Below are 12,740 nucleotides of genomic sequence, written 5' to 3'. Positions count from 1 at the left end.
TTGCGAAATTTCATACGCGTTATGCCCCCGCTTGCAGCGCGTCATTGGATGATTGGGTGCCTTGCAAGTGGTTTGTCTATCTTATTGCCTAGCAATGATTTAGACGTAAAGCAGGCACGGGGTCAGGAACCTGCTGTCCAAGCGGTTCCCCAGGCTGCGGGCCAACCTTCACCTGCTGCCATCAAGGCTGCACAGGCTGCGGCCGCCGCCAAATCGCAGGCCGGTGGCCCCCCGGCAGGCGCCGATGGCGACAAACCGGGCAAACCAGGCCCCGGCGACAAACCCGCCAAAGAGGGCGAAAAAGAACCAGCTGGATCGAAGACGATTCAGCGTCCCAATGAGCCGACCGAGCCACCGGACCCGAAAGAACTAACGGTTCGCCCCGACGCGGACGAAAAAATCGCATTCAGTTTCCGCAATCAACCATGGCTGGCCATTCTGGAATGGTTCGCCGAAATCTCGGATATGCCGCTCGACTGGCGAGAACTTCCCGGCGATCACGTCAACATCTCTTCCTTCGGACGCTACTCGCTGGATGAAGTTCGCGACCTACTGAACCGGCATCTGTTGGCTCGCGGGTACGTTATGCTTCGCCGTGAAGATGGCTTGATGGTTTTAAAGACAGCTGAGATCAATGCCGCATTGGTCCCTCGCGTCGACAAAAGTGAATTGTCCAAATTGCCGCCTCATGATTTCGTACGGACCTCGTTGGATGTAGGCTGGCTATCGGCGGAAAAGCTGGCGGAAGAATTGAAACCGATGGTCAGTGCAAATGGCAAATTGACCGCACTCACGACAACCAACCGTATCGAAGCGATGGACGCTGCGGTGAACCTGCAGCAAATCGCGGAACTGTTGGCGCGCGAGCAATCGGACGAATCCAGACAAGATTTGGCGCCGGAATTCATGCTGCGGCATGTCTCGGCCAGCGATGTCAAAGAGATGCTTGAGCAGTTCTTGGGTTTGGAGAAAAAGGAAGCGCCCATGACTCCTCAGCAAATGCAGATGATGCAGCAAATGCAACAACGCCAAGGCGGCAAACCGCCTCCCGCCAAGGAAAAGGAACCGGCGATTTCCATTGTCGCCAACGAACGGCGAAATTCGATTATCTTGCAGGCTCCCGTCGACCGAGTCGCAATCGCGGCCGAATTCATCAAGCGGGTCGACGTCCCCACCGATGCAATGGTCTCGCTGGCCGACGTGGAATCCCGCGTGGAAGCCTTTCGATTGACCTCGCTGGATCCAGAAAAACTGCTGGAAATCGTTCGCGGGATGAACATCCTAGAACCGATGACCCATATCCAAGTCGATTCCGACAACAAAGCACTCATCGTGTCTGGATCATTAGCGGATCGTTATATCGTGCGGTCCCTGATCGAACGTTTAGACGGTAGCGGCAGGCAGTTCTATGTCCTTCCCATTCGCTATCGCGATCCCCGTGCGGTGGCCGAATCGATCGGGTTCCTGATCGGCAATGACGACAAAAAGGAATCGAACAATAATCGCAATCGGTATTCGTACTTTGGAATGCAACAAGAGAAAAAGGAAGAGCCCGACAAGTTTCGTGTCGCGGCCGACGTGCGGTTCAAACAGGTTCTCTTATGGGCAAACGAATACGAGATGGAGGACGTTTCCAACCTGTTAGTCAAACTGGGCGAATTGCCGCCTCCCGGGGGAAACCAACAGACCGTTCGCGTGATGGATGCTGCCGCCGTTCCGGAAACCTATGAGTACCTGAAACGGTTGCAAACACAGTTCGAACGACTGGCCCCCAATCGAGTCGAATTGCCCAGCGAGGACGACTTTCCCGCCCCCAAAAAAGTGGAGATTTCGGAAGAATCCGAAACCGACGCCGACATTGAAACGCCTCGCACCGATGCCCAACCTAAAAAAGAAACGCCTCGTGTCGATCCACTGGAAGCCTCTACAAACCAGCTGACGCAAAGCCTAGCCCAATTCCGTGCTCCGCCAGCGACTCCCTTAAACGAACCTCCGATCGACCAACCACCCCCGACCGCTGAACAAGTTCAATCGGGAAAAGATTTTGATCGTCTGTTTGGTGAGCGTGCTGACGCCCCAACGGCTCCTAAAGACACCCCGCCGATCCAAATCCAGGTCGACGCGGAAGGCAGAATTTTGCTGACCAGTCCCGACACCGAAGCTTTGGACAAACTGGAAAGCCTGATGATGCGGGCCCCTCCGCCCAAGCGGCCTTACCATGTCTTTCATGTCAAACATGCGTCCGCTTACTGGATGGAAACCAATCTAAAACTGTACTTCGAAGACGCCGAAGAAGACGATGGCAACAACGATCCTTTCACCCGGTGGTATTTCGATCTGCCCGAGGACGACGACGAGACTCCCGCGGGCCTGGGCGCCGACCAGCCACTCAAATTCTTGGCCGATATCGACACCAGTACGATTGTGGTGACCGGAGCGTCTCCCGAGCAGTTGCGGACGATCGAAGAATTAATTGAATTGTGGGACGTCCCAGAACCGCTGGACCAACAGAAGGCTCGTTACACAAAACTGGTCACCGTCCACTACTCCCGCGCCGAAAAGATTGCGGAAACGGTGAAAGATGCCTACCGAGATCTCCTCAGCAGCAACGACAAAGCGTTCGGCCAGGGGAAACCCAAAGGCCAACAAGGGGGTGCCGAGAATGTCGAAAAAAGCCGCAATGGCCCTGGAGCCGGATTGGTTGATCAAGGCGGAAAAGAAGGGGGAGGCAGCGATTTCACCTTTAAAGGCAAACTTTCCGTCGGGGTGGACGAAGTCGGCAACACCTTGCTGGTAAGTGCCGAGGGAGAGCCCTTGCTAGACCTAATCGTTGACATGATTCGGCAGTTGGACGATGCCGCGAAGACTCAGGGGAATGTTCAGGTCCACCGAACCTCTGGTACGATTCGCATTGACGCGCTGGAATCGGCGTTAGGGGCATTCACAGAGGCAGGAGCCGCCCCCCCGAACAGGCGATCACCGCAAATAAAAGAAGCAACCAGTGGCAATGGCGAAACCACCAATCCCTGAGCGACGAAAGAGCTGCTTATGACCAGCCCTGTCCCGGCAGGTCGACCGGCCAATCGCCTAGCGAAACTTGTGATCCGCTTTTGGTACGTCATCCTAATCGCGTGGATCGTGGTTGCCGCTGGCGTACGACTGTCGGCTCCCAAGTGGGCCAGCATCGCCTACGATGGCGACTTCGAATACTTACCTGCGGACCTGCCAAGCGTCGCCGGGGGAAGATTACTGGACCAAGCCTTTCCAGACGAAAGAGCTCGTAGCGAGATCATCATTGTCCTCTCACGTGACGATGAACCGCTCATCGAATCCGATGAATACGTCGCGTTGGATCTGCAGCGACGTCTGAGCCACCGACTGGCCGAAGCGAGTATTGCCAAAGCGAAGCAATTGGGCTGGAAGGGTGGCATCCCCAAGGAAGGGACACGGATCGAGGAACTGCTGACTCGAGCTCGTAAATCCCTCGATGAGTCGATCAAAGCGGACGCTCGGTTTTATGAAAAATTCATCGACTGCTTACCGCAGACCGCCGTGGCAACCCCGACCGAACCACGAATGGCAGTCGCCTACTGGGACCGTGGTGAACTGCTAAAAGAGTTTGGCGAGCTGGAACTGGCCGAATCGGATCTGCAGGCCGCTCAAAACCTGTTACCAGACATCAAAACGTGGCTGCCGCCGATCGAGCAACGTGAACTGGAACCATGGCAGTCGCTGCTGGGAATTTTAAGCTGGAATGACCCCGCCATCGGGCATCGCTTAAAAGTTCCTGAAGCCCGTTTGATTCGCTTGCAACTGGAATCGGAATTAGCAGCGACAGGAAACATCGCCACCCTGGAAGTTGTCGAACAACTGATTGCAAACGTTCAGGCTTATTCCGGGCACTGCACACAGCCCGGGTTAAGCATTTTGCCGACCGGGTCCGCAGCCATTGGTGGCGAAACATTGATCGCCGCTCGTGATGCGATCCGGTACACCGAGGTCTTCACGGTATTGATGATCCTGATCATTTTGGCGGTCGTCTACCGGGCCCCGATCCTGGTCTTCATCCCATTGCTTTCGATCTTGGCAGCAGTGCTGACCGCCACCGGTGGAGTCGCCCTGCTAGCGGGCTGGGCACGGAGTGATCCGAACGATTGGTTTGACCTGCGAGTCTTCACCACATCACGGATTTTTGTGGTTGTCATTCTGTTTGGAGCAGGCACGGATTATTGCCTGTTCTTGATCGCACGCCTGCGTGAAGAAGCGGCTAGCCGACCTTGGAAGGAAGCCTGCGAGGTCGCGCTGACACGTGTCACTCCGGCGCTCCTGGGAAGTGCGTTCACGACCGTGGTCGGTCTGGGCATGTTGTGGATCGCTCAGTTTGGCAAATTCCATCATACGGGCCCGATCATCGCACTCTGTTTGCTGATCGGCCTGTTGGTCAGTTTGACGCTGACTCCCGTTTTGATTTACGCCATTGGACCGTGTGTCTTTTGGCCCAGTCGAGTCGTCGGATACGAACGTAAGAAAGCGGGCATTTGGGGCAGACTTTCGATCATGATCACGCGGTACCCTTGGCTAACGCTGGGAGGAGGGATCTTGATCCTATTGATCCCCGCCAGCTTCGGGTTCCAAGAAGAACGACACGTGACCTATGACATGAGTGGCCAACTGAGCCACCAAGCGGTCAGTCGCCGCGGGCTGGACAACCTGACGCAACATTTTTCGATTGGAGATTCCAATCCGACAACCGTCCTACTGGTGAAGAAACAGCCCAGCCCACGCGAGACGATGAACGCCGACATCGCCGAACTCCGCAAGGCACTCTATGAATTAGATGGCGTTCGCGCCGTCCGCACGGCCAGCGATCCTTTGGGCGATTACCCACCGGATCGGCACATGGGTTTGCTTGACCCCAACGCATGGCGCAGACGTCTGCTTCGCGAGCATCCGATTTCACAGCGATATTTCTTCAGCGAAACGGCCCCCTATGTCGATCGCTTGGCTCGAATCGATGTGGTTATCAAAGGGGATCCCTTTGGAGCCGCAACGGGCGAATCGGTTGCGAAACTTCGAGGCTGGCTTCAGGAACAAGCCGATGACCCGAAGTCCCCTTGGTTTGAATCGGAAGTATCGATCGCGGGGACAACCGCTTCGATCATCGATTTACGACGGGTAACGATCGAAGACAATCAGCGGATCAAAATCGCCGTCATCCTTGCGGTCCTGGTCGTTTTAGTCGTGGTCCTGCGCAAATTCTGGCTATCGGTCTACCTGATCTTTACCGTGCTGCTTAGCTACTACGCGACCGTCGGCCTGACCTCCGGATTTTTTGCTTGGCTATATGGCGAAAATTATCTTGGGCTGGACTGGAAACTTCCGCTCTTCCTGTTTGTGATCTTGGTCGCCGTTGGCCAGGACTACAACGTCTATTTAGTCACCCGAGTCCTGGAAGAGCAGCATCAAGGCGGTTGGTTGTCGGCCCTTAGACGAGCCGTCGCCCGAACGGGCGGGATCATCACCGCCTGTGGTCTGGTGATGGCGGCGACGTTCTTCAGCATGACCGCATCGGCTTGGTTTCCTTGGCTGATGTATTCCTTTGGAATCTCCGATTCGCCACCGAAGGCGATGCTGCAAGGCATTGTCCAGTTAGGGTTTGCGCTGGGACTTGGCGTCTTGATTGATACCTTTTTTGTCCGCACCTTTTTGGTCCCCAGCTTCATCACCATTGTTGACCGGTACCAAAAACAAAATTGATCTTGCGACGGGCCCCAGTTGAAGCCGATAGTTCTTTTTACGCCGTCGCGGAGGCGGCTATCAGCTTTGGCGAGTCAAATCTGGAGTGGACCAATGGCTCTGCAGGACAATACGGGTATGTCGTTGTACAGTAGGACCGAGCTTTACGCGATCTATTTAGAGGTCGCTAGACGTGATCACCAATGGCGCCGGCAGGCCATGTATGGTGCCGAACAACCGCCGGAAGGGCATGCTCCTTTTCGACCGTTAAATGAAGCCCTCTTTTCAGAACGACGGGACGCCGCACTGCGAGTTCCGGAGGGTGCCGAACGCTTCCAACTGCAGCTACTCAGACGGGCTCGGTTTTACCACGTCAACGTTGCTGAATTCCTTAATCAGACAGCAGCCCCATCGGCTGCGAATCCGATCCTTGAAATGCCGACCCGGCCGGCCGTATCACGGACGCCGCGAAAGCAATCAGCATAGCTAGAAGATTTTAGGGATAGGAATAGGGATCATGATGCGTCGCCCGCTGCTTGCGATACTACGCGCAGCCCACTGCCGTAGTACCCACCATTACTTTGCCCTCGATGCCCTGCCTTTGGTCGAAACGCCTGCAGGAAAACGATTACGAAGTATTCTTCTGCGACATCATGATCGCTACCTGGAAGGTTCAAAGGATCCGGACACACGGTTCCACGATTTTCATAATCATGTGGTCCATGTGAAGGATGGCTACTGGGGCGGTGCACCCGCAAAAGCGACGCGTTGGTACGAAATCCTTCAGCATCGATTGCAAGAACAACGATGGGCGGACGCCGCCCATGCCGCCGGGGTCCTCAGTCACTATTTCACGGATCCGATCCAGCCGCTGCATACCGCGCAAAGTGACCGTGAAAAAACGGTACACAGGCCGCTGGAATGGAGCATTACCAAATCATACAAATCGATTCGGCAACTGTCCCTTCGCGACCCCGTCGAGATTCGCTTCGAATTGTCTCAGCAAACCGGTTGGCTTGCTGCAGCGATCTTGCACGCCGCCCGAATCGGCAACCAATCTTACAACCTGCTTCTCGATGCCTACAACTTGGAAGCGGGAGTCAAAGATCCACCCAGCGGGCTGAATGCTCCCAGCCGAAAAGCGTTGGCGGAACTGTTCACGCTGACCACCGTTGGCTGGGCAAAAATCCTGGAACGCGCTGCCTCCGATTACGAACAGGCGAATCAAGCCAAACTTCCGAAACTGCCCCTCACCGGCGCAGTCGTAATGGCCACCGTCAAGATTCCCCATCGACGGCTCCTCCGCTATCTGGTCGACCGAACCGAACAGCAAGCGGTCGAGGCCATCCTGGCGGAATACCAACAGACAGGCCAAGTTCGAGAGCAGACGCCGCCGGAAGCCGTTGCCGTCCGGCGTTCGATCGCGGTCTACCACCGTGAACGTGAATACAAATATCGCCAGCGAGCCAAAGCGGCGGCCGCTCAAGCGACTGCGAAGGTGGTTCCTGCAGCGACTTCAAAACCAGTAGAGGCTTCCCCTTCCACGACCAAACCGATCACCGAATGGACGTCCATCCAGCATCAGCCGCTTGCACCAGCGAACAGCCATTTCTCATCCGAGAAAATGGCAGCGTTGAAGAACTCGCAAGCCTTCCAGGACAAACAGCCAAGCTCCGGCCGATCACAAGCGGCCACCGAATCGGCTAATCGCAGAAAAGAAGACCTGGAACAAGCTCGACTGCTGGAAATCCAACGTCGTGCAGCGATGGAACGAGCTGAACGAGCGATTGAACAAGCAGAGAAACTGCGGCAAAGCGAGCTGGAAATCCAGCAGGCCAAACAGCTGCAAGCAATCCAGGAAACGAACGAAAACGAAAACGAGAACGAAAAAAACTACCCCGCGACAATTCCAATTCGATTCCCTTCCGAATCCAAACACTGCCGTCTGTCACGCCGCGCCCCGATCGTCGACGCCCCTTCGATCGGCCCCAAGACAGCCGCTCGATTTCATGCCATTGGGATCGAAACGGTTGGCGAATTCCTGGACCTGCCAGCGGCTCGAACGGCGGACCGTCTAGCGGCCCGCTGGATTACGGCCCAAATGGTTTCCGACTGGCAAGCTCAAACGCTGCTGATGTGTCAGGTGCCTGAAATGTTGGCTCGGGATGTCCAGTTACTGGTTGGCAGCGGATGCCGAACCCAACCCAAACTTGCCTCCGCGTCCGTCGCTGACTTACATCGCGCGATCGTACGGTTTTCAGCGACCAGCGATGGACGCCGAGCCCTCCGCGGAGCCTCTCCACCGGAACGGACCGAGGTAGCCCGCTGGATCGCTCGCGCCGCCGGCGAAACGGACGGCGAAAGCTCTCAACAAGCCAGCGCCGCGTAAGCTCGTAAGCGGGCATGCGGAATCGCAAAGGTTAAATGGCAAGGTGCCAAAAGGCTGCCCCTGCGGGGTTTTTGGATTTTGGATTATGCATTTTGCACTTTCCAATTCTCATTTTGCAATTTGCAGCCTCGCACGCGGTTCGTGGAATTCCAGGCCACACCTCGCGATCAGCAGAAGCCTTCTCGTCAGTCCAGGCGGGGGACCCGAGCAGCGATCAGGACGCTGTGCTCCCTCCATCTTCCTTTTGGAACATGGGCTTCAGTGATCCAATTTTGATTTTCATGCCGGCCTTTGCTTCGTCCCCCGCACGAATTCTATTTCTGGGATGAGCCCGGCGTAGGCAAATAGGGCCTATTTTGCTGGCCCGCAGACCTCCTCCAAACCGGGTCCTCCATCGCCAACGGATGACTAACAAGAATTCTTTTCGAGCTGTGGGGGCCTTACTCCCCTTGGCTTAAAGATCGGTTAAGCTATGCCTAGCCAAAACAAACCTCCAAATAGCCCCGAAAGCCGATTGATGGAATCGAACGACAACTTTGAACAAGAGATTGCAATTCTCCAAGCTGCTGAGAAGCAGGGCGGTTTTGCAAAATGGTCCCTGTTTGTAAGGATGTCGGGCCCCGGATGGTTGCAAGGAGCCATCACCCTTGGGGGCGGCTCGCTCGCTGGAGCGCTCTATTTGGGCGTGATCATGGGCTACCACCTGATGTGGCTTCAGCCTTTGGCGATGATCCTAGGGGTCATCATGCTGTCGGCGATCAGTTACGTAACCCTTTCGACCGGGCGTCGCCCTTTCGAAGCGATCAAAACGCATGTCAGCCCCGTGCTCGCTTGGGCTTGGCTGCTGGCAACCACGATCGCCAATATCGTGTGGTGTTTGCCACAATTTTCGCTCGGTACCGCAGCGTTAAAGCAGAACCTGATCCCCGCCCTCAACAACGACGCGGGGACCTACATCGCCGCGATTGGGCTGTTGGTTACCGCAACGGTGATCGTCTGGTTTTACAACTCAGGCGGCCGCGGTGTAAAAATCTTTGAATTGATCCTCAAAGCGATGGTCGGCATCGTTGTTCTCAGTTTCTTCGGCGTCGTGATCGCGATGACGCTTCGTGGTGCTCTGCCATGGGGAGAAATTTTGAAAGGGATGATTCCAAATCCGAAATACCTGTTCACTCCTGTGCCTTCGATGGAACCGGCGATCACGGCAACCGGAGAAGCGGCTGATTACTGGCGTTCGCTGATCGCCAGCACTCAAAAAGACAACATCATCACCGCTTTTGCGACAGCGGTTGGAATCAACATGACCTTCCTCTTGCCTTATTCCATGCTGCGAAAAGGTTGGCGAAAACCTCATCGCAGCTTGGCGATCTTTGACTTGTCGATCGGCTTGATCGTCCCATTTGTGCTGGCAACCAGCTGCGTGGTCATCGCCGCAGCCAGCCAATTCCACAACAACCCATCGGACGTGATGGCTCTGGTTCGTTCCGACGATCCAGTCGCTCAAAAATCGAAAGAGGTCAAGGACTACTACTCGGCGATCGACAAACGTTTGCAAGTCGTACATGGCGACGAATTTGCCTCGCTGAGCGCAGATGTTTTAACCTTGGATCAAGCCCGCGAAGCCCTCCCAGAATCCGAACATCAATTGGCTGCCATGCTGGCCGGCCGCGACAACATGGCTTTGGCCAAAACGCTCGACCCATTGTTCCCCGGCGGGTTTGCTCAAAAGCTGTTTGGGATCGGGGTCCTCGGGATGGCTTTATCGACCATCATCATCCTGATGCTGATCAATGGATTTGCATTCTGCGAAATGATTGGCGTTCCGCCCGAAGGGAACATGCATCGCCTGGGTTCGATGATCCCTGCGATCGGCGTGCTGGGTCCATTTTTCTGGGCCAAAGCGGCTCCAGCCCTGGCGACTCCAACTTCAGTAATCGGTGGCGCCATGCTGCCGATCGCTTACGTAACGTTCTTCCTACTGATGAACTGCAAAGCACTGCTGGGAGACGCGATGCCACGCGGAATGGCTCGTATTCGCTGGAATGTGCTGATGCTACTGGCGACCAGCGTGGCCACGTTCGCTTCGATCTGGGGATTGAAGGATCGTATGATGTACGATTTCCCAATCGGCTATGCCGCGTTAGTGTTAATAGCCGTTCTACTGGTTCTTGGAGTCGTTTCGTTCTTCGCCAAGAATCGCTCGATGAAAATTGAAGATTCCCCATCGCAACGAGAAGCATGATGCAAAGCGATCAATGGTTGTTAATCCGGGAAGCCCGACAGGAAGCAAGTGTCGGGAAAACCGTCGAGGTTCGTGCCTGGGTGCGAACCCGCCGAGATTCCAAAGCGGGATTCAGTTTTATCGAACTGAATGACGGAAGCTGTTTTGGCAACCTACAGATCGTTGCTCAGGGAGAACTAGACAACTACAGCAGTGAGGTTCAAAAACTGTCCGCGGGCTGTAGCGTCGTTGTTGAAGGGAAGATCGAAGCCTCACCGGCGAAGGGACAAGCGACCGAACTGCACGCCACTTCGGTTCGCGTCCTGGGCTGGTGCGATAGTGAAACCTACCCACTGCAAAAGAAACGTCACACGTTTGAAAAACTACGTGAGTGGGCTCATCTGCGAGCACGCACGAACACATTTGGTGCGGTCGCTCGAGTCCGCAATCAAATCTGTGATTCGATCCATAGTTTCTTTCAGGAAAACGATTTCTACTACACCCACACCCCGATCATCACGGCCAGTGATTGTGAAGGGGCCGGCGAAATGTTCCGAGTCACAACACTCGACCTGGAACGCATGGCAAAATCGGGCAAAGCGGTTAACTACGAATATGATTTCTTCGACAAACCAACTTTCCTAACCGTCAGCGGACAACTGGAAGGCGAAACGTATGCGACCGCATTAGGCCGAATCTATACCTTTGGACCAACCTTTCGCGCCGAAAACAGCAACACCAGTCGCCATCTAGCTGAATTCTGGATGGTCGAACCGGAAGCTGCTTTTTTTGACCTGCAGGATAACATGCGGCTTGCAGAAGCCTTCCTGAAACGGGTCTTTACCGACTGCTTGCATCAATGTGACGAAGACATGGATTTCTTCGAGCAACGCATTCAGCCGGGAGTCATCGAGCAGTTGAAATCAGTGATCGACAGGCCTTTCGCCCACATGACTTACACCGAGGCGGTCAAGGTTCTGGAAAATTGCGATGCGAAATTCGATTACCCGGTCTCCTGGGGAACCGACCTGCAAGCCGAACACGAACGCTACTTGACGGAACAACACGTCGGCGGCCCGCTGATCTTGACGGACTATCCCAGTAGCATCAAACCGTTCTACATGCGGGTTAGCGACGACGGCAAAACCGTTGCCGCAATGGATGTCCTGGTTCCCGGCGTTGGTGAAATCATCGGCGGCAGTCAACGTGAAGAACGATTGGATGTCCTGCAGCGCCGCATGACCGAAGCGGAACTGGATATGTCCCACTACGACTGGTACGTCGACCTCCGACGATATGGCACGGTACCCCATGCCGGTTTTGGTCTGGGACTGGAACGCGCCGTTCAGTATGTGACCGGAATGGCCAACATCCGCGACGTCATCCCGTTTCCGCGAACCCCTGGCAATGCCGATTTCTAATCAGGTAGTTGGTCGTTTGGCTCCTTCGCCCACAGGAGCTCAGCATTTGGGAAACGCAAGAACTTACCTGCTTGCCTGGTTGGCGGCTCGTAGTGCTGGTGGACGGGTGATCCTGCGGATCGAAGATATCGATTCGCCGCGCGTGAAACCGTGGGCAACCGAACAGGCCATGGATGACCTTCGCTGGTTGGGACTGGACTGGGACGAAGGCCCCGACATCGGTGGCCCCCACGGACCCTACATCCAAACGACCAAAGCGAACCGTTATCAAGTGGTCCTGCAGGAATTAGTCGCCGCAGGAAAAGCCTACCCCTGCGTCTGTTCAAGGCAGGACATCGCGACGGCAGCCAGCGCTCCACACCCCAACACAGACACCGCGACGCAGCACGATCATGAGGGCCCCGTCTATCCTGGGACCTGTGCCGCTTGGCAGATCGGCGATCCACTGCCTCCCCAAGGCAGTTATTGCTGGCGATACCGAGCGACCGACCGGATTCGAGAATTTGTCGATTTGGTCCATGGGCGTCAACAACTGAACGTGGCGAAAGAACTTGGCGATTTCCCGTTAACGCGAAAGACCGGCGAAGCAGCGTATCAACTGGCGGTGGTTATCGATGACATCGAAATGACGATCAATCAAGTCGTCCGAGGCGACGATTTGATCGCCAGCACTTTTCGGCAGTTGGACCTGTTCGAAGCCCTCCATGCACCGCCCCCTCAATTTGCTCATGTGCCACTGGTCCTCGGCCCCGATGGCCGGCGATTAGCGAAACGGCATGGGGACACACGACTAAGTCAGTACCGAGAAGCCGGGATCGATCCACGCCAAATCATCGGCTGGGCGGCGGCATCGTCCGGTTTAATCGAAAAGCCGGTTTGCTCACGTCCCGACGAACTGATCGACAGCTTTTGTTTTGAACGGCTTGATCGACAAGCGACTCATATTAACGACGCAATCTTTCGGGATTCCTAG

At 55.4% G+C, this 12,740-nt stretch carries 7 protein-coding genes; all 7 read left to right on the top strand.

The annotated features are described in order from the left end of the window. Positions 1-72 precede the first annotated feature (72 nt). The 7 genes from FF011L_RS04205 to gluQRS all read left to right on the top strand — a co-directional run bounded on the left by FF011L_RS04205 (position 73) and on the right by gluQRS (position 12,740). Entirely contained in the window at positions 73-3,030 is a 2,958-nt protein-coding gene (locus FF011L_RS04205; RefSeq protein WP_218932999.1) for a secretin N-terminal domain-containing protein, read from the top strand. 18 nt (positions 3,031-3,048) lie between these two features. Then, complete coding sequence (locus FF011L_RS04200) at positions 3,049-5,757, top strand: MMPL family transporter (protein ID WP_145350396.1); 2,709 nt, start codon at positions 3,049-3,051, stop codon at positions 5,755-5,757. A gap of 93 nt (positions 5,758-5,850) precedes the next feature. Beyond that, positions 5,851-6,222: a hypothetical protein gene (locus tag FF011L_RS04195; protein ID WP_145350394.1), complete on the top strand. Its 372-nt coding sequence runs from the start codon at positions 5,851-5,853 to the stop codon at positions 6,220-6,222. A gap of 31 nt (positions 6,223-6,253) precedes the next feature. Further along, positions 6,254-8,125 carry a DUF4332 domain-containing protein gene (locus tag FF011L_RS04190; RefSeq protein ID WP_145350392.1) on the top strand — a complete coding sequence of 624 codons (1,872 nt, stop codon included), beginning with the start codon at positions 6,254-6,256 and terminating at the stop codon, positions 8,123-8,125. Between the two features lie 472 nt (positions 8,126-8,597). Then, positions 8,598-10,367: a divalent metal cation transporter gene (locus FF011L_RS04185; protein WP_218932998.1), complete on the top strand. Its 1,770-nt coding sequence runs from the start codon at positions 8,598-8,600 to the stop codon at positions 10,365-10,367. After that, positions 10,367-11,767 (top strand): asparagine--tRNA ligase, encoded by a 1,401-nt coding sequence (gene asnS / locus FF011L_RS04180; RefSeq protein ID WP_145354949.1) that lies wholly within the window; start codon positions 10,367-10,369, stop codon positions 11,765-11,767. Before FF011L_RS04185 ends, asnS begins: the two co-directional genes overlap by 1 nt. Then, positions 11,754-12,740 (top strand): tRNA glutamyl-Q(34) synthetase GluQRS, encoded by a 987-nt coding sequence (gene gluQRS, locus FF011L_RS04175; RefSeq protein WP_145350390.1) that lies wholly within the window; start codon positions 11,754-11,756, stop codon positions 12,738-12,740. The genes asnS and gluQRS overlap by 14 nt, the downstream gene beginning before the upstream one ends.

The organism is Roseimaritima multifibrata (assembly GCF_007741495.1).
Classification (GTDB): domain Bacteria; phylum Planctomycetota; class Planctomycetia; order Pirellulales; family Pirellulaceae; genus Roseimaritima; species Roseimaritima multifibrata.
This window is presented reverse-complemented; position numbering and strand designations above follow the sequence as displayed.

What these genes read in the sequence shown, in the direction of transcription:
- FF011L_RS04200 (WP_145350396.1), top strand. Translation starts at nt 3,049, where the DNA reads ATGACCAGCCCTGTCCCGGCAGGTCGACCGGCCAATCGCCTAGCGAAA.
- FF011L_RS04195 (WP_145350394.1), top strand. Translation starts at nt 5,851, where the DNA reads ATGGCTCTGCAGGACAATACGGGTATGTCGTTGTACAGTAGGACCGAG.
- FF011L_RS04190 (WP_145350392.1), top strand. Translation starts at nt 6,254, where the DNA reads ATGATGCGTCGCCCGCTGCTTGCGATACTACGCGCAGCCCACTGCCGT.
- FF011L_RS04185 (WP_218932998.1), top strand. Translation starts at nt 8,598, where the DNA reads ATGCCTAGCCAAAACAAACCTCCAAATAGCCCCGAAAGCCGATTGATG.
- asnS (WP_145354949.1), top strand. Translation starts at nt 10,367, where the DNA reads ATGCAAAGCGATCAATGGTTGTTAATCCGGGAAGCCCGACAGGAAGCA.
- gluQRS (WP_145350390.1), top strand. Translation starts at nt 11,754, where the DNA reads ATGCCGATTTCTAATCAGGTAGTTGGTCGTTTGGCTCCTTCGCCCACA.